The sequence below is a fragment of the Vibrio cionasavignyae genome (assembly GCF_050337155.1).
Classification (GTDB): Bacteria; Pseudomonadota; Gammaproteobacteria; order Enterobacterales; family Vibrionaceae; genus Vibrio; species Vibrio nomapromontoriensis.
In genome coordinates, this window is sequence record NZ_JAKJSR010000012.1 from 1 (window position 1) to 25906 (window position 25906).

General features: G+C 43.2%; 30 protein-coding genes. 22 read left to right on the forward strand and 8 right to left on the reverse strand.

Translation table 11 applies throughout. The features are described 5' to 3' along the window. Positions 1-20: 20 nt before the first annotated feature. The 3 genes from L4D74_RS07845 to L4D74_RS07855 all read right to left on the reverse strand — a co-directional run bounded on the left by L4D74_RS07845 (position 21) and on the right by L4D74_RS07855 (position 1623). On the reverse strand, positions 21-338 hold the full coding sequence (locus tag L4D74_RS07845) for a CcdB family protein (protein ID WP_428751579.1): 318 nt from the start codon (positions 336-338) through the stop codon (positions 21-23). Beyond that, positions 338-583: a type II toxin-antitoxin system CcdA family antitoxin gene (locus L4D74_RS07850; protein WP_428751580.1), complete on the reverse strand. Its 246-nt coding sequence runs from the start codon at positions 581-583 to the stop codon at positions 338-340. The genes L4D74_RS07845 and L4D74_RS07850 overlap by 1 nt, the downstream gene beginning before the upstream one ends. A gap of 68 nt (positions 584-651) precedes the next feature. After that, positions 652-1623: an IS110 family RNA-guided transposase gene (locus tag L4D74_RS07855; RefSeq protein ID WP_428751581.1), complete on the reverse strand. Its 972-nt coding sequence runs from the start codon at positions 1621-1623 to the stop codon at positions 652-654. Positions 1624-2023: 400 nt separating this feature from the next. On the opposite strand from L4D74_RS07855, the gene L4D74_RS07860 reads away from it, so the two are divergent. Next, positions 2024-2305 (forward strand): type II toxin-antitoxin system Phd/YefM family antitoxin, encoded by a 282-nt coding sequence (locus L4D74_RS07860; protein ID WP_428751582.1) that lies wholly within the window; start codon positions 2024-2026, stop codon positions 2303-2305. Further along, on the forward strand, positions 2302-2589 hold the full coding sequence (locus tag L4D74_RS07865) for a type II toxin-antitoxin system RelE/ParE family toxin (protein ID WP_428751583.1): 288 nt from the start codon (positions 2302-2304) through the stop codon (positions 2587-2589). Before L4D74_RS07860 ends, L4D74_RS07865 begins: the two co-directional genes overlap by 4 nt. 146 nt (positions 2590-2735) lie before the next feature. On the opposite strand, the gene L4D74_RS07870 is transcribed toward L4D74_RS07865, so the two are convergent. Then, on the reverse strand, positions 2736-3014 hold the full coding sequence (locus L4D74_RS07870) for a type II toxin-antitoxin system RelE/ParE family toxin (RefSeq protein WP_428751584.1): 279 nt from the start codon (positions 3012-3014) through the stop codon (positions 2736-2738). Then, on the reverse strand, positions 3011-3295 hold the full coding sequence (locus L4D74_RS07875) for a type II toxin-antitoxin system RelB/DinJ family antitoxin (protein WP_006710667.1): 285 nt from the start codon (positions 3293-3295) through the stop codon (positions 3011-3013). Before L4D74_RS07875 ends, L4D74_RS07870 begins: the two co-directional genes overlap by 4 nt. A 403-nt stretch (positions 3296-3698) precedes the next feature. Here L4D74_RS07875 and L4D74_RS07880 point away from each other — a divergent pair, with 403 nt between their 5' ends. From L4D74_RS07880 to maiA, 11 genes are all read left to right on the forward strand, one after another. Then, positions 3699-4214 carry a P-loop NTPase family protein gene (locus L4D74_RS07880; protein ID WP_428751586.1) on the forward strand — a complete coding sequence of 172 codons (516 nt, stop codon included), beginning with the start codon at positions 3699-3701 and terminating at the stop codon, positions 4212-4214. A 378-nt stretch (positions 4215-4592) separates the two neighbouring features. Next, positions 4593-4727: a hypothetical protein gene (locus L4D74_RS07885; protein ID WP_428751587.1), complete on the forward strand. Its 135-nt coding sequence runs from the start codon at positions 4593-4595 to the stop codon at positions 4725-4727. Between the two features lie 155 nt (positions 4728-4882). Beyond that, entirely contained in the window at positions 4883-5383 is a 501-nt protein-coding gene (locus L4D74_RS07890; RefSeq protein ID WP_428751588.1) for a GNAT family N-acetyltransferase, read from the forward strand. Positions 5384-5528: 145 nt separating this feature from the next. Beyond that, positions 5529-6074, forward strand: coding sequence for a GNAT family N-acetyltransferase (locus L4D74_RS07895; RefSeq protein WP_428751589.1), 546 nt, complete (start codon positions 5529-5531; stop codon positions 6072-6074). A 131-nt stretch (positions 6075-6205) separates the two neighbouring features. Beyond that, positions 6206-6670, forward strand: a complete 465-nt coding sequence (locus L4D74_RS07900; protein ID WP_428751590.1) for a hypothetical protein — start codon at positions 6206-6208, stop codon at positions 6668-6670. Positions 6671-6786: 116 nt separating this feature from the next. Further along, entirely contained in the window at positions 6787-7116 is a 330-nt protein-coding gene (locus tag L4D74_RS07905; RefSeq protein ID WP_428751591.1) for a hypothetical protein, read from the forward strand. A 155-nt stretch (positions 7117-7271) separates the two neighbouring features. Beyond that, positions 7272-7613 (forward strand): GFA family protein, encoded by a 342-nt coding sequence (locus tag L4D74_RS25185; RefSeq protein WP_489686467.1) that lies wholly within the window; start codon positions 7272-7274, stop codon positions 7611-7613. A gap of 417 nt (positions 7614-8030) precedes the next feature. Next, positions 8031-9104: a 4-hydroxyphenylpyruvate dioxygenase gene (gene hppD, locus L4D74_RS07910; RefSeq protein ID WP_428751592.1), complete on the forward strand. Its 1074-nt coding sequence runs from the start codon at positions 8031-8033 to the stop codon at positions 9102-9104. Beyond that, on the forward strand, positions 9097-10272 hold the full coding sequence (locus L4D74_RS07915) for a homogentisate 1,2-dioxygenase (protein WP_428751593.1): 1176 nt from the start codon (positions 9097-9099) through the stop codon (positions 10270-10272). The genes hppD and L4D74_RS07915 overlap by 8 nt, the downstream gene beginning before the upstream one ends. 9 nt (positions 10273-10281) lie before the next feature. Further along, on the forward strand, positions 10282-11319 hold the full coding sequence (locus L4D74_RS07920; RefSeq protein ID WP_428751595.1) for a fumarylacetoacetate hydrolase family protein: 1038 nt from the start codon (positions 10282-10284) through the stop codon (positions 11317-11319). Between the two features lie 55 nt (positions 11320-11374). Next, positions 11375-12043 carry a maleylacetoacetate isomerase gene (gene maiA / locus L4D74_RS07925; protein WP_428751596.1) on the forward strand — a complete coding sequence of 223 codons (669 nt, stop codon included), beginning with the start codon at positions 11375-11377 and terminating at the stop codon, positions 12041-12043. Between the two features lie 85 nt (positions 12044-12128). Here maiA and L4D74_RS07930 read toward each other — a convergent pair whose 3' ends face one another. After that, positions 12129-14267 carry an acetoacetate--CoA ligase gene (locus L4D74_RS07930; RefSeq protein WP_428751597.1) on the reverse strand — a complete coding sequence of 713 codons (2139 nt, stop codon included), beginning with the start codon at positions 14265-14267 and terminating at the stop codon, positions 12129-12131. Positions 14268-14465: 198 nt separating this feature from the next. Here L4D74_RS07930 and phhA point away from each other — a divergent pair, with 198 nt between their 5' ends. From phhA to L4D74_RS07975, 9 genes are all read left to right on the forward strand, one after another. Further along, entirely contained in the window at positions 14466-15260 is a 795-nt protein-coding gene (gene phhA / locus L4D74_RS07935; RefSeq protein ID WP_428751598.1) for a phenylalanine 4-monooxygenase, read from the forward strand. Beyond that, the gene (locus L4D74_RS07940) at positions 15250-15588 is read left to right on the forward strand and encodes a 4a-hydroxytetrahydrobiopterin dehydratase (protein ID WP_428751599.1); all 339 of its coding nucleotides are present in this window, start codon (positions 15250-15252) and stop codon (positions 15586-15588) included. Before phhA ends, L4D74_RS07940 begins: the two co-directional genes overlap by 11 nt. 512 nt (positions 15589-16100) lie before the next feature. Beyond that, on the forward strand, positions 16101-16310 hold the full coding sequence (locus L4D74_RS07945; protein ID WP_428751600.1) for a GNAT family N-acetyltransferase: 210 nt from the start codon (positions 16101-16103) through the stop codon (positions 16308-16310). Between the two features lie 174 nt (positions 16311-16484). Then, positions 16485-17237 carry an SDR family oxidoreductase gene (locus tag L4D74_RS07950; RefSeq protein WP_428751601.1) on the forward strand — a complete coding sequence of 251 codons (753 nt, stop codon included), beginning with the start codon at positions 16485-16487 and terminating at the stop codon, positions 17235-17237. A 433-nt stretch (positions 17238-17670) separates the two neighbouring features. After that, positions 17671-19599 carry a PatA/PatG family cyanobactin maturation protease gene (locus L4D74_RS07955; protein WP_428751602.1) on the forward strand — a complete coding sequence of 643 codons (1929 nt, stop codon included), beginning with the start codon at positions 17671-17673 and terminating at the stop codon, positions 19597-19599. A 48-nt stretch (positions 19600-19647) separates the two neighbouring features. Beyond that, positions 19648-19953, forward strand: a complete 306-nt coding sequence (locus tag L4D74_RS07960) for a hypothetical protein (RefSeq protein ID WP_428751603.1) — start codon at positions 19648-19650, stop codon at positions 19951-19953. Positions 19954-20053: 100 nt separating this feature from the next. Beyond that, entirely contained in the window at positions 20054-20257 is a 204-nt protein-coding gene (locus L4D74_RS07965) for a hypothetical protein (protein WP_265673272.1), read from the forward strand. 515 nt (positions 20258-20772) lie between these two features. Next, positions 20773-20964, forward strand: coding sequence for a hypothetical protein (locus tag L4D74_RS07970; RefSeq protein WP_428751604.1), 192 nt, complete (start codon positions 20773-20775; stop codon positions 20962-20964). 60 nt (positions 20965-21024) lie between these two features. Further along, a complete protein-coding gene (locus tag L4D74_RS07975; protein WP_428751605.1) occupies positions 21025-21858 on the forward strand; it encodes an endonuclease/exonuclease/phosphatase family protein in 834 nt (277 codons plus the stop codon). 186 nt (positions 21859-22044) lie between these two features. On the opposite strand, the gene L4D74_RS07980 is transcribed toward L4D74_RS07975, so the two are convergent. Both L4D74_RS07980 and L4D74_RS07985 read right to left on the reverse strand, forming a co-directional pair. After that, complete coding sequence (locus tag L4D74_RS07980; protein WP_428751606.1) at positions 22045-22377, reverse strand: tRNA-binding protein; 333 nt, start codon at positions 22375-22377, stop codon at positions 22045-22047. A gap of 412 nt (positions 22378-22789) precedes the next feature. Continuing rightward, positions 22790-25771 (reverse strand): bifunctional diguanylate cyclase/phosphodiesterase, encoded by a 2982-nt coding sequence (locus tag L4D74_RS07985; protein WP_428751607.1) that lies wholly within the window; start codon positions 25769-25771, stop codon positions 22790-22792. Positions 25772-25906 lie beyond the last annotated feature (135 nt).

The window sequence follows — 25906 nt, forward strand, 5'->3', positions numbered from 1 at the left end:
AGCTGCTGCTTAACAAGGCGTTATATGCCAGTAATCAAGAAGTCTACGGCAGCGATAATCTCGTTCCTAAATGTGCTTAGTTCGTTAACTGGTTCAGTTAGTATCTTGGACGGTATACTTGCCATCTGATGAGTGAGAACCACAAACTCACCTTCATCTATATGAATTGTTGGGCATAAATGAGTTGGCGTTTTTTTCTCAAATAGTCCGAGCGGTGTTAATGGGATTACCAAGCGAGTATTTAATGTATCTAGCAACTCACTTTGGACATCCACAAAGTATGGGTAGGCTGTAGCAGTGCTTTTATCGTTGTTTTTATAAAGCGAAAATTGTGACATTAGAATACTCGGTATGAATCAGAAAATAGTCCGTGTTTCTCAGTTAGGTCGTTACACGCTTCGATGGCTTCAGCGTTTTGTTCTAGCCATTCAGCCTTTAACTGCAGTCTAACTTCTTTTTCTAGTGCTTTTTCCATAGTTGCAGAAAGGTTGATGTTTAGGCGTTTTGCCTCGCTTAGTAATTCACTGTTTAAACTAAGGTTTGTTGCCTTTTTTGGGGCGTGGGTACTATATGTGTKCTGCATTGTGCCTCTCCTGTGCGCATTTTTAGTGCGTATAAAGTATATGCRAAAAGATGGCATATAACAAGAGACTATGGCGTCAATAGTTGATTTTTGGCGCTGCTCTTGTCCCACATAACACCGTCTCTCAGCATAGAATTGAGGATCACAACCATCTTTCTCATACAGGCAACTATAGCTACTTTTTTAGGTTTACCGACGGCAAGTAATCGTTCATAAGTTGCTTTGAAAGTAGGGTTACATTGTATGGCGGACATCATTGCCATGTACATGACGGTCCGAACTTGAGCCCGTCCACCTTGTATTACTCGCTTGCCTTTGTAGCGGCCACTTTCCCTAACCACAKGGGCAACGCCGATAAGACTGGAGGCTTGTTTGTTGGTAATGTAGCCCAGCTCAGGGACGTTGCTAATGATAGATGCTGCCAATATTTTCCCCACACCAGGCATGCTTTGAAGTAGCTCGTTTTTAGCCTGATATTCGGGAGTAGTGTCGATAAGTTTTGCAATTTTAGCTTCGACCTTTTCTATTTGATTTTTGAGCGCAGTTAAAATGGGAGTAATGGTCGAGGCGATGTTTTTAGGTAATATCTGAAGTCGGTTTCTTTCCATGGTTTGYATAGAGAGTAATTGATTGCGCCTGATAACTAAGTCACTCATTAGTCGTATGTTTTCGCTCTTTAACTTAGTCAGTTCTGGTTGAACTTTTTCAGCATAATGAGCGATAAGAGCGGCATCTAAACGGTCATTCTTAGCTCTTTGTCCGATAGCGCCAGCGAACCTTTTTATACGTAAAGGGTTAGCAATGATATAAGGAAGTTTGGCTTTGTCACAAGCTAGGATGAAGGGCATTTCCAATCGGCCCGTTGCTTCGATGACGACGCGCTGAGGTTGATGTTTAGAGATGGTTTTGACGGCTTCTTTGACGCCTTTTTCTGTATTGGGTACAGAGAAGTAGATGTCGAGAGGACGAATATAAATATCTAATTGTGACTTGCCGGTATCAACGCCGACATTAATGTTTTGAAGTGTGTTTGTATTCATAATAAGCTAACTCTTGCTTGCAAATGCGGGCTCGAGACCCAGAAGACTATTCGAGTGTGATGCTTGGAGTTCTATTTGGTGTTCATACTTGTTATCGGTCTCTCGATAGAGGAGCCATTGCTCAATCGAACTACCAAATAGAAGAACTTTAGTTGCAGCTAAAGTCTGGGTCTCACCTTACCCGGTTGGAATGCTTATTATCCATACAAATTGCTCAAGCAGACAGCTAACAGTTGGCGATTTTCGTTTGGTTGAGTTCAGTGATTATGGTGGCTTTGTTTGGGGGTAGTGGTAGTTAGCTGCTACTTAACAAGGCGTTATAACACAGAATCAACTTCTTGCTCCAAACGACTATTTGAACTAATATTTGTACGTTATTTTGTACCATTTGGAGTTCAATATGAGTCGTATTCATTTCGATCAAGATATTCAGCCATTATCTGAGTTTCGTGCAGGTGTAGCTTCTTACATCAAACAAATCAATGAGACACGTCGTCCATTGGTTATTACGCAGCGCGGTAAAGGTGTAGCAGTTGTTCTCGATGTTGCTGAGTATGAAGCAATGCAAGAGAAAATCGAATTACTGGAAGAAATGCGCACAGCAGAAGCTCAATTAGCTTCTGGTCTTGGTGTTTCCAACGGTGATGCGCGTGCTCAAGTATTGGGGCGCATTAAGAAATGAAAGTAGTCTGGTCTCCATTAGCGCTTCAGAAGCTAGGTGATGCAGCGGAGTTTATTTCTTTGGATAATCCACGTGCGGCAGAAAAGTGGGTAAACGAAGCTTTTGACAAAACGGAACTACTTGGAAGTATGCCTGAAATGGGACGGTATGTTCCTGAAATACCCCACACAAACTATCGTGAAATCATCTTTGGTCACTATCGTATTATCTACAGCTTAAGCCACGAAATTCGTGTACTAACAGTTCGTAATTGCCGTCAAATTTTATCCGAAGATGATGTGTAAAACTGTGTTATAACAAACGCTTCAAGCCGACAACCAATGCGTGGCATTTTCGGTTTTAGTAAGTTTAGTGATTAAGGTGTTTTGCTTTGGCACCGCATTGCGTTGGTTGCAGCTTAAGCAGGCGTTAGTTTGCCCACCGACTATAATCAGTCGGTAGGAAATTTTTGCTTCTGGTGTAGAACTCGCATTACACGAATTGTTGAGCCATCAACCCAGTAGGAAACGATCATAGAGATTTCTGGGATAATTAGCAATCGTCCTCGAATACCATCACGTTGAACACCCATAAGTGGTTGTTCAAGTAAATTTTCTACTTTAGCTTCAATTATTTCGTCATTTTTGTCTGCCGCATCAGGGTTGAAGTCATAAAGAAACTCAAAGATCTTCTCACGATCATTTAGCGATTCTTCTTCCCATAAAATCATTGTTGCCCTCGGCTACGAATCTTTGCTTTTCTTTCAGCCATTCGTGCTTTTGCTGAGTCATGGTCAACAAATGAAGCTTTTCCTGAGTCAAACTTCTCAAATGCTAGGTTTACTTGTTCAGTTAACCAAGCGTCGTGAGATAATGCTTTGCGTTGTTGTTCAGCCATTTGCTCAGTAAGTTCGCGGCAAGCATCGCTAAGTGTGCGTCCTTGGCTCTCAGCCATTTGCTGAGCTAAGCGTTTAATTTCGTCATCAACACGAAATTGAATTCTAGTGTCCATGATTAACTCCTAAATTGACGTGTGTACAAATGTTAGCACTGGAGTTGGGCAAGGGCAACTAACAAACGCTTTAAGCCGACAACCAACGCGTGGCAATTTTGGTTTCAGCAAGTTTAGTGATTACGGTGGTTAGGTTAAGTGCGATATTGCGTTAGCTGCAATTTAGCTTAGCGTCATATGCTTTTGCGGTCGATTCACTCCTACGCAAAGACAAATTGACAACTGAGTGTATTTGTATAAAAGTGGTTGTATGAAATTTAGCCAAATGCAATTTAACAATCGAATTATCATCATTCCTTAGGAATGGTGGGATTTTTGTGTACTTTGGATAAGTCGACCCCACCCTAGAAGGTGGGTTTTCTTTTTCTACCTTTTGGGAACTAGTCTCTTGGAGGGATTTAAAATGAAAAAGGTAGCTGTTTTTGGAAAGCCAGGTAGTGGAAAATCAACAGTAAGCAAAGCATTAGCACAAATGAGCGGCTTACCGCTTCATCAGCTAGATTCAATGGTTTACAAACCAACGGGTGAATTTGTAGAACGAGAAAAATTTGACTCTGTTCACAATGATATTCTTTGGTCAGAGTCATGGCTCATTGATGGACTTGGTCCTATACGTTCTTTTAATGAACGTATAGCGGTGGCAGATACTCTCGTTTATATCGACCTACCTTACTCAGTGAGCTATTGGTTTGTTACTAAGCGTTTTCTTAAAGGGCTCTTTGTTAAGCCTGAGGGGTGGCCTGAGGGAAGTTCAGTTCTAAAAGGCACTCTAAATAGCTATAAAATGCTCAAACTAAGCCCTAAGTTCTGGAACGATGAATTTACTTCTAAATTAGTGGAATACTCTAGCAGCAAAAAAGTCTACATCATAAAAACAGTGTCTGAGCTGAATGATTTTGTTTCTGAGCGAGCTGAATAGTTCGCATATAACAAGAAATTTAAGCAAACAGCCAACGTGTGCATTTTCAGTTCCAAACGGTTTGGCACCACGATGACCTTGTAAAACTGCGACCAGGATAAAGGGCTTGTGTGTATCTAAGCCAATGAAAATTATGCTATCGTTATTCATGCTCTCCTCCATGTTTAGTTGTTTGAACACACTAATTTTGGCTCTGGCTTTCAGCTAACCCACGATATTGGAGGCTAGCACTTCGTGGGGTTCATTATGTCTATGCCTCAGGGATTTGTAGACTTATAGGAAGGTACTACAAGCACTCGCACCAATAGTATGTTTTGGTTAAAAGTTGTTATTAACAACTTGGTTGAGTTACACATCGATGTTTATGGAGGGTTTCTAATGGGAACGATAATTGGTCTAGTAATTTTAGCGGCTATCGATTGGTATCTTGTTCGTAAAACTGGGTTTCATATTCATCAATGGGTTTCTTACAAGTACGAAGAATATTTGCAGAACAAGGAAAGTAAGAAATAGCACTTGCTTGGTATGCAAGTTAAAAAGGCATACAAACTACTCATGTGGACGCGTGGCATTTTCGGTTTGGCTTAGTTTGGTGTTTACGCTGGTTAGGTGTTGCGTTAGCTGCAACTTAGCTTAGCGCTATATGCTTTGAGGAAGGGGAAAGTTCGATGATTGAAACTGAAAGGTTAAGACTGAGTCCCGTCACTGAAAAAGATACTGATATTTATACGAAACTTCTCACTAGTGCTGAAGTAACAAAGTACTTGCCAGGCGGAAAACCTTTTAGTCTAGAGTACATACAAAATTACGTGCCAAGTAAAGTTGGGCATTGGTCAAAAGGCTATGGGACTTTTGTTGTCGTGCTAAAGGATAAACCATCTCAAAAGATTGGGTATGCTGGCGTAGAGCTAATTCCAGATTCGAAATTTTCTGATATTAGGTATGCGTTATTACCTGAATATCAAAACAAGGGTTATGCTTTCGAAGCCGCAAAAGCTGCTTTAAATTTCGCTTTAGATACGGGTGTTATCTCTGAAGTTTATGGTGTTGTGGTTGCTGGAAACTTAGCCTCAGGAAGGCTACTTAGAAAATTAGGTATGCAAAATTCGGAAGAACGTTTGTACGATAGTGATGAGCTGATAATCTTGTTTACTCAAACACGCATATAACAAACGCTTCAATTGGACTCGTACGCGTGGCACTTTTAGCGTTAATTATTGGTTGTGTGATTACGGTGTTTAAATTTGGTTCGGTGGGGCGTCATTCACTACTTAGCTGGGTGTTATGCGTAACCGATGGAGTACTGAGTATTAGATGGAAGTAGTAGAAGCGGAAAAATCGGATTTAGATTCATTCTTTGTGTATCTTGAAAATCAGCTGTCTGAAAATGGTAATGGAGAAGTTCCTCTTTTCCAGCCAATGTCCAGCGCGCAAAGTGCAATTCCAGAAGCAACAAAAGATAAGTTTATCCAAGGTTTTTCTCATCAGTTTGGAGAATTAGGTTGGAGAAAGCTGTGGGTTGTAAAAGACATTTCTGGAAGTATTAAAGGTCACATTGATCTTCGCCACCACAGTAATGAAAGCCGTTCTCATAGAGTTCTACTTGGTATGGGCGTAGATGTTTCTTGCCGGAAGCAAGGTCTTGGTCAAAGACTCATTGATGCTGTTATTAATTTCTGCCAAGAAAAAGCTGAAATTGACTGGCTTGATCTTTGTGTATTGTCAGAGAATTTTCCGGCAAAGAACCTCTACCTAAAAGCAGGGTTCAATGTTGTAGGTGAGTTTAAAGATCAATATAGAATCGACGGTTTGTCTGTCTCGGAAACAGCAATGGCAAAGTACGTCAATAATTACGCATAACAAGCAATTCAAGCAGGTTCGTAACACGTTGTATTTTCACTATGCATTGCACTACTTATATCTAAATAGCATGCTAGCTGTCTCAGACAATATTTAACGTCTAAACTTGAAGACTTTATAGGAGAATGGTCGTGGAAAATCTTTCTGCAGAGTACTTCAAATTAGTAGATATCATTAGCCAATATGATGGCTATTTGATGATGATTAAAGGTTGGTCTATTACTGTCGGACTTGCGATTATTGGTTATTCCTTTCAACAAGCTAACAAGTCGATTCTTTTGATGTGTGTAGTTAGTACATTAAGCTTTTATGTAATGGACGCTAAGTTTAAGGAATACCAAGTTAGTTACTACCCGAGGATGAAAGCCATTGAACATTGCGTTGAATTTGCCCCCCGACTTTCTGAAAAAGAGCTAAATATTGCAGCGACTTGTGAACTTTTTAAGATTGATCGCTCTTGGACACAAACCAAAAAAGACAGTAGTTTTGTAGATGTTTTCTTCAAGTTAGGTGTCGCATTCCCACACTTAATATTATTAGTTTTGGCTGCTTTTCTATATTTTAGACCTCAATGGTTGGTAAGGAAAACTGTCTAATAGGTTATGCAAGTTGATACCTAGAATTCGGCGATTTTGGTTTGAAGTAATGTGCGTTTGGTAGTTAATCGTAGGTGCTACATAGTAAGGTGTTATGTGCAAGAGAGGGGGTGAATATGGATGAAAAAGTACAAGTAGCTTTTAGCGTTTGGGTTGCATTTGTACTCGTCGGCTATGTGTTGTTCTATGTCAATAAAAATGCTCGGTTTAAGAGGAAGTATTATCCAATATTCTCCGTTATCGCGAGTGTTTTATTTTTGTTCGGTGCTAATATGATGGGACATTTCACACTGCAATTTCTGATTGTAATCGTCCCAATTGTTTCGCTAATTACATTTATGAATATACGTGGCGCAAAATTCTGCGACTTTTGTGGGAAATCAAACTTTTCGCAAACTTTAAAAGATAGAAAAGCCGAATGCCAAAAATGTGGACGTATTATTTAACCAATGTGAATATAGAAGGCGTTTAAGGCGGACTCCCAACGCTTGACTATTCAAGTTCTAGGTTGGGTTTCGTGTTTATGCTGTAAAGGTTTAGGTTAAGCGGACGCGTCACTCACTACTTAATCTGGCGTTAAACAAACGAGGGTACAGACACTATGGAAGTAAGTTGTCATTGCGGAAATGTGAAGTTAACAATAGTGCAAAAGCCTACGGAAATTACCGAGTGTGATTGTTCTATCTGCCGAAGGTATGCCGCTTTGTGGGGCTATTTCTCACCGTGTGACGTAACCATAAATACCGGGGCACAAGGAACAACGCCTTATATTTGGGGTGACCGAGAAGTGGCGTTTCATCATTGCAACTCTTGTGGCTGTATTACTCACTATGTTTCAACGAAGAGATGTTCTATTGAAAGAACTGCGGTCAATATGCGAATGGCAACTAGTGAGCAGTTGAAGGGCATAGCGCTTCGAAAAATCAACGGTGCGCTGTACTAATTTACCTAACGAGTGCTTCAAGTCGAATAGTAATGTTTGGTGCTTTTGGCATCAATTTGGGTTGGTGTGCTTTAGGCGCTCAAATCAGGTTTTCCAAATTACCGTGGCTTTTTTGTCATCGATGCTTTTTTCTAAGTTATGCCTTCGCTAACAAAAGCTTGCCTGTAACAATTCATTCACATCTCGTGTTCAGTTGTAAATCACCCCACCATCTCTCAATCCATTGATAGCACTCACTTTCCTGCTTTATTTGTACCTGTGTAACAATTATTTTACAAGTGAGCGGGTTTTTACCGTGAACCCCCATTTTCTTCCATGCATTTCATTATCTCAGCTTGTGGACCAAATTTAATTAAGGGCAAAAAACACAACATTAAACGACGTAACATAAAACCAAAAGATACAGGGAGAAAGTTCATGGTGGATACCTACAACCCGCTGGGTACGGATGGATTCGAGTTTGTTGAATACACGGCCGTTGACCACAAGGGAATTGAGCAACTTAAAGCGCTGTTTGTGTCACTTGGTTTTGCTGAGATCGCCAAGCATCGCTCAAAAGAGGCTTGGCTGTATCGACAAGGTGACATCAACTTTATTGTTAATGAACAACCACACAGCCAAGCGGCAGCGTTCGCCAAGGTACATGGGCCATCGGTCTGTGGTATGGCTTTTCGTGTTCATGAAGCCACGGCGGCAATGGCGCAAGCGTTCAAGGGTGGCGGTGAAGAGTACAAAACAGAAATAGGGCCGATGGAGCTGAGCATTCCTGCCATTTACGGTATTGGTGAAAGCTTGCTCTATTTTGTCGATCGCTATGGCAAGCAGAGCATTTACGACGTCGACTTCCGATTTTATGATGATGCCAAAGTGCGCATGGCGAAAGCCGATGTTGGTTTGTTTGAGATCGACCACCTCACGCACAACGTTGAGCAAGGCAACATGGATGTGTGGTCTGGATTTTATGAGCGTATAGGCAATTTCCGTGAGATTCGCTACTTCGATATTGAAGGCAAACTGACAGGCCTTGTAAGCCGCGCTATGACGTCACCTTGTGGCAAGATCCGCATCCCAATCAATGAGTCTTCAGACGACAAATCACAGATCGAAGAGTTCATCCGCGAATACAACGGCGAAGGTATCCAACATATAGCGTTGGCCACGGATGACATCTACAAAACGGTGAAAACCCTGCGTGATCGCGGTATGGATTTTATGCCAACTCCAGACACCTACTACGAGAAAGTCGACGAACGTGTGAAAGGCCACGGTGAAGACACCAATCAGCTTCGTGATTTACGCGTTCTTATTGATGGTGCACCGACCAAAGACGGCATCTTGCTGCAGATTTTCACGCAAACGGTAATCGGACCGGTGTTCTTTGAAATTATTCAGCGTAAAGGCAATGAAGGCTTTGGCGAAGGTAACTTCAAGGCGCTGTTTGAATCGATTGAAGAGGACCAGATTCGTCGAGGAGTATTAGACGATGCATAAATGGATCTCGTTTCCTCATCGGGAGGGGGTGTGCTCTAAACAAGCGCACGCCGACTTTCCCGAAGAGGCAATTTATGAAAGGGAAGCGGGGCGGAGTGGTTTCTTTGGTCCTGCGGCGCACTTTCATCACCAACATGCTCCTACCGGTTGGTCTGAGTGGGAGGGCAACTTACGCCCTCGCGCGTTTGATTTTACCTTAGTTGAAAAAGCCAGCCAGATAACGCCTTGGGCCGTACCTCAACTTTTGCACAATGCGGACTGCAAAATTCGCGTGTGGCGAATGGATGAGAAAATGGAGTTTTTGGTGCGCAATTCCGATGGGGATGAACTGCTGTTCATTCACCAAGGCAGTGCTGAACTCTATTGCGATTATGGCCATTTAGAGGTGAGTGAAGGGGATTATGTGATGATCCCGCGCTCGACCAATTGGCGTTTGGAGCCAAGTGAGCCGATGTTTATCTTGATGATTGAGAATACCGATGCGGCGTATTCCTTGCCAGAAAAAGGCATGGTCGGTCATCACGCGGTGTTTGATCCGGCCGTTCTCGATATCCCTTCGATTAATGACAAGTTCCGCGCTCAGTATTCTGAAAGCCAGACTCAGGTTCAGGTGAAACGCCACGACAAAGTCAGCGTGATCACGTATCCGTTCAACCCACTGGACGCGATTGGTTGGCATGGCGACTTAGCGGTAGTGAAAGTGAACTGGCGTGATATCAGGCCGCTGATGTCACATCGTTATCACTTGCCCCCTTCCGCACATACCACGTTTGTGGGCGCAGGGTTTGTGGTGTGCACTTTTGTGCCTCGCCCGATTGAGAGCGATCCTGGTGCATTGAAAGTGCCGTTTTATCACAACAATGATGACTACGATGAAGTGCTGTTCTACCACGCTGGGGACTTCTTCAGCCGCGACAACATTGAAGCGGGCATGGTGACCTTCCATCCGGCTGGGTTTACGCATGGGCCTCACCCAAAAGCCTTCAAGGCGGGTCTGGCGCACAAGAAGACGTTTACCGATGAAGTGGCGGTGATGATCGACACTCGCCATGCACTGCAGTTCTCTGATGAACTCGATAGCGTTGAGAACAAAGAATATGTCTATAGCTGGCAAGAAAAGAATGGGCAAGAGACGAGCTTGCAAAAGGCCGAGAGCGATAAGAAGTAAGGGAGCAGAATGAAATTAGCAACCAAGAAAAATGGGACTCGCGATGGTCTATTGATGGTCGTGAGTAAAGATCTCAAACAGTGTGTGGCGGCCACCGACATCTTCCACGCGATGCACCTTGCGCCCACCATGCAGGTGGCATTGGATAACTGGGATCGCGTGGCTTCTCAGTTACAAGAGTTATACACCTCGTTAAACAACGGGCAAGTGACAGGCAGTGAAGTCTTTGTCTCTCAGTCTTGTGAGTCGCCTTTGCCGCGCGCTTATCAATGGGCAGACGGCAGTGCCTATGTAAATCACGTTGAGCTGGTGCGTAAAGCACGTGGTGCTGAAATGCCAAAAAGCTTCTGGGTTGATCCATTAATGTATCAAGGTGGCTCAGATGCGTTTATAGGCCCTTGTGACAATATCGAATTTGCCAACGACGAATGGGGCATCGATTTCGAGGGTGAGGTTGCGATAGTAACCGGTGACGTGCCGATGGGCGCGAGTGCCAAACAGGCACAAGATTCAATTCGCTTGTTGATGTTGGTGAATGATGTATCGCTGCGCGGGTTGATCCCTGCTGAGCTGGCAAAGGGCTTTGGCTTCTTCCAGTCCAAGCCTTCTTCGGCGTTCTCTCCGGTTGCGGTGACACCTGATGAGCTTGGTGAACAGTGGCGAGGCAGCAAGGTGCATTTACCACTGATATCGACCTACAACGACAAGCCTTTTGGTTGCCCGAATGCGGGCGTCGATATGACCTTCAATTTTGCAGAGCTAGTCGTGCATGCTGCGAAGACGCGTCCATTGTCGGCGGGCGCAATCATAGGCTCAGGCACGGTGTCGAATAAACAAGGCACGGATCACGGCACTTCAATTGCTGAAGGTGGCGTGGGCTATTCATGCATTGCCGAAGTGCGCATGATTGAAACTATCCGAGATGGCAAGCCATCAACCCAGTTTATGGCGTTTGGTGACTCGATTCGTTTAGAAATGTTCGATGCGGCGGGGGACTCTATTTTTGGCGCGATTGACCAAAAAGTTAGCCAATATCAAGAACGATAATCGGATAGCTAGAGAACTAAGGCTACAAAGAGAGGGATTATGAATGAGGGCCTTTATGAACGATAGCATGACACTCTATGGCTATTGGCGTTCGTCCGCAGCCTATCGGGTGCGTATTGGGTTGAATCTAAAGCAGCTCAACTACGAGTCTATATCGGTGCACTTGGTGCGCAATGGTGGCGAGCAACATGACCCACAATATCGTGAGATTAACGCCAGTGAACTTGTGCCCGTGCTGCTGGATGGTAAGGTTCGGCTCAATCAGTCGTTAGTGATTCTTCAATATCTAGATGAAACTTACCCTGACGTCTTACTTATTCCTGATCAGACGCCATTGCGCTATCAAGCTTTGGCAATGGCTCAGGATATTGCGATAGAAATTCACCCTCTCAACAACTTGCGTGTGCAGCAGTATTTGGAGAGGGTGTTGGCGTGCGAACAAGAGGCGAAAATGGATTGGATTCATTATTGGGTTCATCAAGGATTCAGTGCGCTAGAGGAGAAGTTAGCGAAGTACCGAAAAACACACGGTGATTCGGTTTATAGTCTGACGGATTCGCCATGCATTGTTGATATCTGCTTGGTGCCGCAAGTCTATAACGCGCTGCGCTTTGCTGTTGATATGTCGCCGTATCCATTGATTAACTCGATTGTAGACGCGTGTAATCAGTTGCCCGCTTTTATTGACGCTATGCCTGAGAACCAAGCAGATGCACAAGGATAAACGGATGCAAACGGATAAGCGAAAGCAAAAGGATAGATAAGAGAGATTTCTGCCTACGTCGAGCTATTTCTGTAAGCGAGGAGCATCAAGGCGCAATAACTCGTTTTATCTCTTCTAGAACCTCGGCGTTAGCGATCGCACCGAGGTTTTCTACGTTGTTGCCATTGATAATCTGTTTCACTGCCAACTCCACCAGCTTACCAGAGCGTGTTTTAGGCACATCGCTGATAGCAAATATTTGGCTTGGAACGTGCCTCGGTGAACAAGCAGATTTGAGTTTGTTCTTGATGGTTGCCAGTAATTCGTCACTCAAAACCATGTCTTGTTGCAGTTGAACAAACAGCCATATTTGCTCATTGCGGTCGATGTCTTTCCCTACGGCGATGGAATCAACGACGCCCTCGATGGTATTCACCTGCTGATAGATCTCGGCGGTACCAATTCTTACGCCTCCGGGGTTTAGGGTAGTGTCACCTCGTCCGTAGAACCGGTAGCCACCACGGCTAGTTTGCTCAACTTCGTCACCGTGGTGCCAGACATTGTCGAATTTGTCCCAGTAAGTGCGGTGATAACGTTCGCCAGTGTCATTCCAAAAGCCGACAGGGAAGTTGGGAAGGGAATTGGTGCACACCAACTCGCCACGTTCTTGATTGACTTCTTGACCCGATGAATTGAACACCTTGATATCGACTCCAAGCCCCGCCTGCTGGCATTCTCCTCGATAAACAGCGGAGATAGGGTTACCCAATACAAAGCAGCCACAAATATCCGTACCGCCGGAAATAGACGCTAAATGCAGATCTTGCTTGATGTGCTTGTAGACGTAATCAAACTGTTCTGGGTAGAGCACCGAACCTGTCGAGCAGAGTGTTCTTAACTGAGGAAGAGAGTGACTCTTGACGGGAGAAAGTTCTGCTTTCTCAATCGCTTCTAAGTACTTGGCTGAGGTGCCAAATGTCGATACTTCAGCGCGCTGCGCTAAATCCCACAGAACATTAGGTTGCGGATAAACCGGGCTACCATCAAAAATCACCAAACAGGCGCCGCTCGCGAGCGCAGAGACGTGCCAGTTCCACATCATCCACCCACACGTGGTGTAGTAGAACACGCGATCTTTCGGCTTAATGTCGCAATGAAGCTGATGCTCTTTCAGGTGGTTGATGGTGGTGCCACCAACGGAATGCACAATGCATTTGGGCTTGCCCGTGGTGCCAGAAGAGTACAAAACAAACAGTGGGCTGTTGAAATTTACACGAGTAAAACACAAAGGTTGTGGTGGATAATGATTGATGATGTCTTGCCAGCTTTGGGTTGATACATCCGGCTCAATGCGGTGCTGATTCAACTCACTACTATGATGCAACTGACTACTCTGATTCAAATGCGGGTTCTGTTTTAAGTAGCCGCTTTGTTTCAAATAGCTAATCGGGCATACCTGTTTTAGCCCATTTAGGTGCTCAATGACGTTGTGGTTTTTGTTTGTCATATCGAACGTCTTGCCATTGAAGGTGTAGCCATCGCAGGTGAACAGAACCTTGGGTTTCACTTGGCCAAATCGTTCAATCACACTCTCTACGCCAAAGTCCGGCGAGGTGGAGGTCCAAATTGCTCCTAAGCTGGTGGTGGCAAGCATTGCGATTACGGTCTGCGGCAGATAAGGGGTGTAGGCTGCAACCACATCGCCGGGTTGCACACCACAATCTATGAGCCATTGTTGAACGCTAGAGACTTCCTCACATAGGGTTTGCCAAGTGTAGCTCTGTTGCTCGCCACGCTCATTCTCAAACCAAATCGCAAGCTCGTTTGGCAACGCCTTTGCTGAATCCAGCAAGTTTTCTGCATAGTTAATTTGCGCGTCTGGGAACCAAACGGCGTCACGATGAGATGTTGGCTGCTGCCAGCGGCTTTCGCCTTGCATTTTAACTCGATAGCTTGGTTCTTCAACTCGGTAACTTGGTTCTTTAATTCGATAACCTAGTTCTTTAATACCGCTATCTTGTGCCTTAACGCTGTCGCCTTGCGAGCCAACCATGCCACAAAACTGCCATACGTTCTGCCAAAACGACTCGGGCTGTTCCACAGACCATTGATGAAGCGTCGTGTAGTTTTGTAACTTTCGCTCAAGTACGCCTTGCTGATTGAGGCTATCCATAAATCGGGTGACGTTGGCTTGCGCTATGCGTTGGTCGCTTGGTTGCCAAATTGGCTTATTGGGATCGTGCATTCTTTTCCTTTAACAAAAAGTTAACGTTTTCAGTCTGGTATTTAGGCTTTACAAAGTCAAAAGATCAGCAAAATTAGCACCAAACAGAGCTGTGTAAACAAAATGTTACATGAAAGCTGGTTTCGAAAAATGGCGCAAATTGGCGCTTATCGCGAGTGGAGATAGGCTTAAAAGAAGACATTCGTAAGGAGGTGTGCAATGACTCAATATCATTCAAAGCCTGTGAGCCAAGAGGGATGGGTTAAGTGGAGCCTCGAAGAAGACGCCATTTGGCACGACTTGGTGACAAGGCAACTGAACGTCATCAACGACCGTGCTTGCGATGCGTATTTACATGGTTTGACCCTGCTTGATCTACCATTAGATAGGGTGCCTCAGCTACCTGAATTAAACAAAGTACTTAAGGAAACAACCGGTTGGCAGGTACAGCCTGTTCCCGCGTTGATCGATTTTGACCGTTTCTTTGAGTTGCTCGCCAACAAGCGATTTCCTGTTGCGACTTTTTTGAGAACGCGAGACGAGTTTGATTATTTACAAGAACCAGATTTCTTCCATGAAATTTTTGGCCATTGTGCCATGTTGACCAATACCGATTTCGCCGCTTTCACAGAGCATTATGGAAAACTAGGATTGGCGGCAACCCCCAAGCAACGCGCTTATCTTGCGCGTTTGTATTGGTTTACGGTTGAGTTTGGCTTAGTCCAAGAAGGGCAAAAGCTAAAAATCTATGGCGGCGGTATTCTTTCGTCTCCGGCAGAAACCATGTATGCGCTGGAAGGGAAGGTGGCGATTCGCGATGAGTTTGATTTACAAACGGTCCTAAGAACCCCTTACCGTATCGATATTATGCAGCCTAAATATTATGTGATCGGGGCGCTGTCTGAGCTGTTTAAAATCAGTCAGATAAACCTATTACAGCAAGCTGATCTCGCGGCCGAAGCGGGATTATTCCCCCCACTTTTTGAACCCAAGGAACCTGTACATGTTGAATGAACAAAAATGCGAAGCCTGCAGCATCGATGCCATTGCGCTTAATAAAGATGACCAACAATCCTTACTATTGGAGTTGTCTGGCTGGCAGATCATGGAAAGAGACGGCATCCCACAGCTTGAAAAGGTGTATAAGTTTAAGAACTTCAAGCTGGCGTGGGCATTTAGCAATAAAGTGGCAGAGTTGGCGGAAGATCAGTTTCATCACCCTTCCATTTTATTGGAATGGGGCAAAGTCACCGTGACATGGTGGAGCCACTCAATCAAAGGCTTGCACAAAAATGATTTCATCTGCGCCTCACGCTGCGATGCTTTGGCGCTAAGCGAGTGATTTATTGGCGCGGCATGTTCTCGAATCCAATTTTATTTAACGTTCTTATCCAATAGTGCGTACCACCACACACTTCTACGCCTATACGCATTGTGGGCGTATTTGCTATTTTAGTCAGTAACTTAGAGTAAGTTTTTAACTTGTTAAGTAGGGCTTAGCACTTTTGGTTTGTATTGAATCCGGATTATGGTGCCATGCAAAAAGTGTGGTAGTGCGTTTCGGGCGACTTAAGCGGACGTTATGTACCTTTATGGAGAAATAGATTTGAGCACTTCAGTTATACATGTCGAAATAAGAGAAGACGGACACTACACACTATTTAAAAATTTGTTTGACGAGTATTCGTCAACACTATCGATAGAAATAGACAGCAATACTGTAAAGCGGTTATTTGAACTGCCATATTTTCACGGTTTTCTCTGTTTCTCTGAAAATCAGCCTGCGGGATTTGCTGTCTGCTTTGAATCTTACTCGACATATCGAGCTAAAAAATCATCAATATCCATGACTTCATGGTGTCTGATAACTTTCGAGGTCAGGGAATAGGTAAAGTTCTACTTCATGGTATAGAGCAGTATTGCCGTGAGTATGATGTTCTCAAAATAACTCTGGAAGTCGATGACGAAAATACCGTTGCGAAAAGGCTTTACCGCTCCTGTGACTTTGCAGACTATCAAGTTGAGCAAAAAGACCTACAACATTGGCAGAAATATTTGCGCTAATAAGTACATTACAAGAGACTAACCTCACAAGAGGCTATGGCGTCAATAGTTAACGTTTTGTACTTTTGGCATCAATGTTGGATCGTATGTTTACGGTGGTTTCATCAAGTTCGGTGGGGCTGTAGTTACCACGTAAGTGGGCGCTACTTCTAACTCATCATACAGGGATAGTTTATGAGTCGTTCAAAAGTTGTTTTAGTTACAGGCGGTAGTCGAGGAATTGGGGCAGCCACTTCGACGTTGTTTGCTGCTCATGGCTACGCGGTATGTATCAATTACAAGTCCAACGCTCTTGCAGCAGAGAACTTAGCATTAGAAATTACGGCTAATGGTGGTCAATGTATCACTGTTCAAGCTGATGTTTCTGATGAACACGAGGTCGTACAGTTATTTGAACGTATTGATCGTGAACTAGGGCAAGTATCTGTTGTGGTAAACAACGCAGGTATTCTTCGTCAGCAATGTCGCCTTGAAGATATGACAGCGGATAGGATTAATACAATCTTATCGAACAACGTAACGAGCTATTTCTTATGTAGTCGGGAAGGCGTAAAGCGAATGTCTACACGTCATGGTGGTAAGGGTGGTGCGATCATAAACGTTTCATCTGGTGCCGCTCGTTCGGGGTCACCGAATGAATATGTCGATTATACTGCGTCAAAAGGCGCTATTGATACTCTCACAAAAGGTTTATCACTAGAGGTAGCCTCTGAAGGCATTAGAGTGAATTGTGTACGCCCTGGTCTAATTCATACTGAAATGCACGCTGATGGCGGAGAGCCGGAAAGGGTTGAAAGGCTGAAAAGTATAATACCCCTCCAGCGTGGTGGAGAGCCAGAAGAGGTCGCTGAAGCCATCTACTGGCTTGCTTCAGAGAAATCATCATTCTCCACAGGTAATTTTTTAGACTTAGCTGGTGGTCTGTAATGCATACAAAGCCTTTAAGAGTGATGTTCAACGCTTGGCCTAATGACAGGGCATTGAGTTGCTAATCATCCCAATAATCATCAAAACCAGTTTGAAATCAAATTTCAGAGCATATTGAATTAAACATCAAGAAATTTGACTCAATTAGGTTTAATTATGTTCCTCACTGCTTACACCGTTAAATGAATACGTTATCGATGTAAAAGTGGCAGTTAGCGGTTTTAGAGGATGATTACCGTTAGACGTCATTCTTTCTCCCTTCTTAAGCCTATTATGGTGCTTGTCAACTAAGTCATTATTACAGGCTTACCTTCTCGTGTAATAACGAGGTAATAAATTTATTTACCAACTTAGGCTAACTTCTAGTCACGATATTTAAAGCGATAAACAACTTTAAGCTTTAGATACACGATAACTATTAGGTAGAGAGTCTATGTTGCACGCTGAACAAAACAATAACATTGATAGTTTAAATAAGTTGTGGGAACAAACAACGGGCCACCCCGACGTTAGAATTGCAGTACTTGATGGTGTCGTTGACACCAAGCATGAATGCCTAAAAGCCGCCCGCCTTTCTCAATTGACGACCATTGCGCTTGAAAATAGTGCTATACCATCACAACACGGTACACATATATGTAGTGTCATATTTGGCGATCACCGTACTCCTATCAAGGGGCTGGCCCCAAAATGCACTGGCATCTCTATTCCCATTTACTCGCAACTTAACAATGGAGTCGTTTCACCTTGCAGCCAGATTGACTTGGCAAGGGCGATCATGAAAGCCATTGAAGCAAAAGCACACATCATCAATATAAGTGGTGGTCAACTGGAAAACTCTGGGAATGTCCATCCAATTCTAAAAAATGCCCTAGAGGCCTGTGAAAAAAATAATGTGCTCCTAATTGCGGCCGTCGGTAATGACGGTTGTCAGTGCTTAAATATCCCCGCGGCTATCGATTCCACACTCGCTGTTGGCGCGACTGACGAGAAAGGTACCCCTTTGCCTTCAAGTAACTGGGGAAGCAAATATAAGAAAAATGGCATTTTGACCTATGGGAAAGATATTAACGGTGCCTTCCCGGATAACCAGTACGGGCGATTATCCGGAACCAGTTTTGCTACCGCAATTACAACGGGTTTCGCCGCGCTTCTTGTTAGTTTACAAATTGAACGACACCAAACCATCAACCCGCTAGCAGTACGACAAGCAATTTTGTCGGGCACGGACAGCTGTACATCAGGGCACGAGCAGGCTTCCTATTGCGATAAGTATTTAGCGGGAACATTAAACCTCACCAACACACTAAAACTTCTATTTGATAAAGGAATACAAATGATGACTAACGAAATGGATACACATCAGCCAAAAGAACTTGTTATCGAGCCTTGCTCGGTAAATGAACGAGAATCCAAGGAAGAGCAGAGCACTTCTGAGGTGAAAAGTGCTTCTGAGGTGAAAGCAGTCACCGTTCATGATAAGGAAAAACTGATACCAGCGGCAGAAGCGGAACTCACGCCCTCTGGCTGTGGGTGTTCTTCAGAGCCGTCTAACGACCGAAACTCTCTTGTGTATGCCTTAGGTTCTATAGATTTTGATTTTGGAACAGAAGCCCGTAAGGATGCCTTCATCCAAAATATGCCATTCGGGAAAAACAACCCATACGATACAGAAGCGATACTCAGCTATTTAGATCAGAATCCGTATGAAGCACAGTCACTCATTTGGACTCTGAATTTAGACGTAACCCCAATTTATGCGATTCAACCGATTGGTCCATTTGCGAATATTGGCTATGAAAAACTTCGAGAAGCGCTACAAGAGCAAATGAGTCAAGGTGTTGAACTGGTATCAATTCCTGGTATTACATCCGGCTCTATCACGCTGTCTTCTGGACAAACTGTTCCCTTAATCGTACCGAATCCGCGAGGTATATACAGTTGGTCGACGAAAGCGCTAGTGGATAACGTACTTGGTAAGAGACCGACTAAATCTGGCGCAGATCAAACTCAATACGACGAGCATCATGAAGGGTTGAGTAATTTTCTTAGCCGCGTTTACTACGATTTACGTAATTTGGGCATGTCGCCGGAAGAACGAGCACTTAATTACTCAGCGACCAATGCATTCCAAGTTAGCCAAGTCATCGAAAGTACAACCAAAGGAAAACTTGAACTTGACGATATCTCCGTTCAAAAGAGCCCAGTTAGCCGCCCTGATTCTGACTGTTATGATGTGGAAATCAGCTTCTTTAATCCTACTAATACATTGATTGCTAATAAAATATTTAGATTTACCGTTGATGTGAGTGGCGACATTCCGGTCACAATCGGTGAAGTTCGTTCTTGGTCTAAGCGATAGACAAGTCCCGCCATTACTTTTAAGCACAAAAATAGAAAGGATTAAATTATGCTTCCTCAACAACATACACCAGTGATCCGATCAGGACATTACTTTATTGCATCTAATGACAATCGAGCCATTTCACAAAGCGATACGTGTGTAAGCGCAGATATCGATAATCAAGGGAAGGTGTGTATCGACATTCCTGTTGTCGGAAAACAGTGTATACCAGTAAAAACGCCATTCCCGTCGGGTACTGCGGCTAAAGCTTGCATCGATGTATGTACTAAATTTGGCATTCCAACGGGAGCTTGTGCCACAGTCACCGTACTTGGCCAACGCGTAGCGAAAGAGTGTTTTGGTGCATGTTAAGTATGACATTGCCATAAAAACAGCGTTAGAGGCAGCAAGTTACCCAGTAAGATAAGACGCTGCCTCGTATTCCCTATTTGAGATGATAAAAGGTGAATTCATGGCTATTCCTAAGCAGACACAACCCGTACAAAGGGATAAAGCATCCCTTAATATCAGCTTACCAATCTCTGAGGATATTGGACTAGGTGACTCAATACAGAAATTAACCAGTAAGATGGGGTTTAAGTCTTGCTCTTCATGCAGCCGACGTGCTGCTAGGTTAAATAATCTGATTCAATTTAAAACCAACAGAAATGGTTAATGCGATGAAGTGTTATATGACATTGCTAATAGCAATGATATCTCTAGTTAATACGTCTAATGTCGCTGCGAATACTTCACTAAATTGCCACGTTAGCGCCGAGAATAATAGTGTTATTGATATAAAAGTAGAGTCGAGCAAGCCTACGGGGCTCGGTTTAGGAACAGCAGTGCTCGCTATAGAAAGAGTGAACAGCTCACCGTCTAGTTATGTTACTTATTATGAGCGTTCATCGTCGGTAAACGAAGAAAAAATGCTGTTTAAATATAACGAAGAATTAATACTTAGATTAGTACAAAGCAGAAAGACAAAAAACGCTCTTATTAAAGCGGAATATATAGAAGGTGATGTAAAGTTTAAAGGGAAGTGCCAATACTGAACTACCTACTAATGCTTTTGTTTTAGTTGTACATACCTTATGTATGGTTAATTTTAAATATTATACAAGTCATGTGACTTATATAAACCTGTGCTCGTAAGAGCAAGTAAACACTCCGATATAAAAGGAACTTAATATGAAACTTCCAAATCAATCTAGTCCAATTGCAAGACATGTCTCTCGTCAAAATACACAGAGCAAAGGGTTAATCCCGTCTGGCCACAATAAACAATGCTGTGGCGATGATTGTATGAGCAAATACTGCTTTTTTGGTATGAGTAGCAAAGGGTGTAAAGACGGTAAGCCATACATTCATTGTATTGGTTAATGCAGGCTAGGTCCTTCATTTATGGAGGGCCTAATTTTTAAGACGGAAAGGATACGAAAAATGGCAACCTTAAACCTCATTTCTTACAATACCCATCTTTTCTATAAAACGGCCGTTGCTAAAATCATTGGAAGTCTAACCTTTCATGACAAAGCGAGACTTGAAGGGATAATAGAACGACTTCGAACTAGTCAGAGTGATATGGTGATGCTTTCTGAGGTTTGGTCCACAACCAGCCAAAAGGCCATCATCCAAGCACTAAAAGATAAATACCCCCATCATATTAGCGATGAAAACGGCCCGTTTTCCATGGGGTCAGGGCTACTTTTGTTGTCATCTAAGCCCATAGATGAAAATAACCATGGTTTTGTAGCATTTAAAGACTCGAGTGGTGAAGATGCATTATCGAATAAGGGGTTTATCTTCGCTATTATCGAGATAGAAAACGGCAGCAGAGTACGTTTCATATTTAGTCATACTCAAGCTGATACTGAAAGTCATGACTACCGAAACGTTCGAAACGAGCAATTTAAGCAAATTGAAGCGTTTATCAATGGATGGTACAGCAACCTACCACTAATAATAACGGGCGACCTAAATGTCCCCGGCCACTCCACGGAACATTCAGAAATGATGCACATATTTAACCAAACGACAGATTCTTGGTTAGATTTACATCCTAAGCTAGACGGCTACACCTATGACCCAACCACTAACGCACTTGCTAGAAGGTTTGGTGGCGATGAACCCTCTGCACGATTAGACTACTTTTTACAAGAGAAGTTGGTACCTTTGTCGATGAGCGTCATAACCGATTGGAATATTAATATTAAAGGCGTTTCAACTCCTCTATCCGATCACTACCCCATTGAAGGCGTTTTTCAATTGGAGTAGTCATGTAAATCGAATGATAGATGACGATATTGAAAATGTGTTTGTGTTGAAAAAGAGCAGCCACTCAGGTCGTGTAGATTTGTGGCTTAAACTCGAAAAACAGTCCCATTAAATAAAACCCTTTTTCGAGCCCCCAATTCCAAGCGCTTGGGGGCTTTTGTATCGATAACTTGCCGCCAAATTTCCTTAAACAATTTGAACGCCATTTCCCATTAGTCGCTCTGGTGTTAATAGAACACTTTCTGATTCATCATCCGTTTCAGCGCAAAGTAGCATGCATTCAGAGACTTCACCGCGCATCTTCATTTTTTCTAGGTTACATAGCACGACAACAGATTTCCCAGTTAACTCTTCTTCGTCGTAATAGGGCACAAGACTCGTTACCGTTTGTAGCGTTTTGCTGCCGACATCGACTTGGACGATGTACAATTTATCGGCGTTTGAGTGGCGTTTTACGTCCGTTATTGTTCCAGTTTTAATATCCAGTTTTGAGAAATCTGAGAATTTAATCGTGTTCATAATCACCCTAGAAGCAGGTATAAAAGATGGTAACCTATTAAGCTATAGCAATAAACTTAACAGTAATATGATTAACGATACTATTTATGATAACGATAAAATTACCCGGTTGGGATTTCGCATTTATTGGTAATTCTAACGTTGTCTAGGGGTAATATGAATTAGTATATTACCCTAGTGCTATATTTATATCGGCAATACACGATTGCGATATTGATGGTTGGGTGCAAAAAGCTATGGATGATGTGTGTATGGGAGGCAACCCGCGCACGTTGACCGCAGAAGATGTATTCGACCTTTATAAGTCTGCCTTATAACGACGCGGATGCATCTTCGCTAATACATGGTCTCTTTGAACGAATTAAAAAGGCTTATCGGTCATCGACGACGATAAGCCTTAAATATAGATAATTCACCCTACATTACCTATTTGGTAGTTTCTATCGTGCTGACAAAATTCGCTATACTTGGTAGCAGGAAGAGGCCTACTAAACAGAAACCCCTGCCCCCAGCGACAACCATATTGTAGAAGAAACCGCATTTGCTCGGCTGTTTGGATGCCTTCTGCAATGACATTGATGCCCAACTCATTAGCCATCTGCAGTGTTGAAGTGACGATCGTCATGTCATCAGCACTGAGCTGATTAATGAAAATACGGTCTATTTTGAGGCTATCCACCGGTAATTGTTTGAGGTAGCTAAGTGATGAGTATCCCGTCCCGTAGTCATCGATGGCTATTTTGACGCCGACTTTTTTTAATTCGGTAATAAGCTCAATAGCATGGTGTATATTTTTCATCAGCACGCTTTCGGTCACTTCAAGTTCTAGCAACTCAGCAGCGATATCATATCGTTTCAGTGATGTGGTGACATCTTGAATGAGCCTTCCGGACATGAGTTGCACAACTGACACATTGACGGATACCTTATGATGATAGATACCTTGTTCTTGCCACTCTTTTATTTTCTTACAGGCTTCTTCAATCACCCAAGCGCCAATGGAGTTAATTTCCCCCGATAACTCTGCAATCGGGATGAATGAATCCGGCTGAATAACGCCATAAACAGGATGATTCCAACGCAGTAAACATTCACACCCAATGTGTTGACCGGATGCTAGCTCAACCAAAGGCTGGTAATACAACTCGAACTGGTTGTTGTCCAATGCCTGAGGAAGTTCCGATTCTATAAACAATTTTGCCCTTGCTTGTTTCCTTAAAATATCGGAATAGCAAAAATAGCCAGCGGATGTTTCTTTAGCTTTATACATAGCAGTGTCTGCAGCGCGAATAAGATCGTGAACATTGTCACCATCTTTGGGGTAGGTGGCAATGCCAATGCTGGTGGAAATAATGAGCGACTCATTGTCAATTTTAATTGGTGTTCTCAAGCCAAGAATGAGTTTTTTTGAGATGACGATGGCTTGTTCAACACTGGTCAGATTCTCTAACAGGATAGTAAATTCGTCGCCACCGAAACGAGCCAACACATCACTTTTCCTTAGGTTTCTATTGAAGTTATTTGCTACTTCAATTAGTAATTGGTCACCAAAATCATGCCCTAAACTGTCATTAACATGTTTAAAGCGATTTAAGTCGAGAAATAGTATCGCGAGCACCTTTTCAGAGCGTTCGGCTAAGGTCAGTGCATGGGTGCTTTGCTCAATAAACATACGCCGATTGGGTAAGTTGGTGAGTGAGTCGTTGAATGCATACTTTTTGAGTTGGTCTCTCGAAACCTCTAATTCTTTTGTGCGTTGTTTGACCTGAGTAGAGAGGATCTTGTGGTTACTGAATAAAGTAATAATGAGCAGAACACATAAGGCTCCGAATACTGATTCATAGACAAGAAACGAGACAGAATCATGGGTCTGATATTGGGTAAGAACTGCAGGGGAAACGGAGAGAATGACCTTCCAGTTTCGAGTCGCGACATGCTGAATAAAGGAAAACTCAATTGCGTTGTGAGCCGTGACCCCATTGGAAGGGGCGGAGTGGTAAATCACTTCATCGTTGGCGTCAGTATCGAGTATTTTGACATTCATGAAATGAGCTGAGGTATTGTCTAGGCTAGCGGTCACAATATCACTAACGACAAAAACACCGACTGCGAACCCTGACAAATTAAAAGAGCGGGTTAGGTGTTCATTGCTCAGTGATGGCCCTTGGTTAATAGGGGAGAAAATTAAAAAACCAGACTCCTTCTTGTCGAGCTGAACCAGCTGAATTATTTCGGTTGCTATGGGGGCATTTTGGTTCTGCGCTTTAATCATCGCTTCTCGTCTTGCCGCATTTGAGAAAACGTTAAAGCCAAACGCTTTTGCGTTGGGTGCAAAAGGTTCGATCCATTTAACCACCACCAAAGGGTCCTGGGGTTGCAGTGGATTACCTCGGACCTCAAAAGTATCAGCAATCTGGTTATTCACGCTATCTTCAAATGCCGTAACTTGATGTTGCTCGACAACAGGGTTCCAAGAAAATGCTTTAATTCCTTGCATTTTATTAATGAGTGGCAAGGCGATACGTTGAAATTCGTCACGGGTGATGTTGTTGTTGCCTGAGAGATTGAGCGCAAGTAAAGCAAGGGAGTGAAGATAGTTTTCTACTTGGTGGTTGAGATCTTTTTCAATGAGCTCTGAATGAATTTGGAGTTTATTGATACTGTCAGCTCGTATCGATTCATCGGTGTATTTTTGAATAATAACAAGGGTAATTAATACCAGAAGTAGAGGATATACCAGTGCTTGATAGCGGGTTAGCGTTTGGGTAAAACGGTATCGAGAACGTAAGAATATCAAAATAATGGGCGTTACGATGATAACACCCAAGAAGTCGCCTAACCACCAAATTACCATGTTTGTCCAATAGGTGTCTTGAGCGTTTTCTAATAGAGGGGTGTCAATTAATATACTCCCAATTGAACTTGAAATCAGGCAGCACAGTAATGCAAGGCCAATAAATTTCGCGACTTTACTAAGGTTTGGTGCATCAATAATATCGATGGAAAGGTAAGCTAATAAACGATAGTTAATCCAAGCTTGAAGGGCTGAGCCCATACCTACTCCAATCAACAGTGGTATGACTGTGAGTGTGAGATCGTGACCGCTGAAGAGTTGAACGCCAAGGTTAAAAATAATAGAGCCTGCGATAATCACAGGTACAAAGCGAGTTTGCCAGAGTAGGCAGCCTGCCAATGCTATACCTGCTGGTGGCCAGAATGAAACGATTTGGCTTTGTGGGCTAAGCAAAGAAAACAAATATGCCGATAAAACGTAAAGACCAAATAAACTGATGTAGGTATAGTTTAATGCCGGGTTAACATGCTCAAGCGTTGTCGGTGAGCCTAACGTCGTACCCTTACTGTTATTATCAATATGGTAGTCATCACAGTTCATTAATAGTACCGAATTATTATCGTGAAAGGCGAGTATGCGTAGCGAACAAAAGTATTACTGACATTGTAGATAATAGACGACTTTTTAAGGGTATCTCGTGCGGTTAGAAAATACCTATGTTAAGTCGTAAGGTCG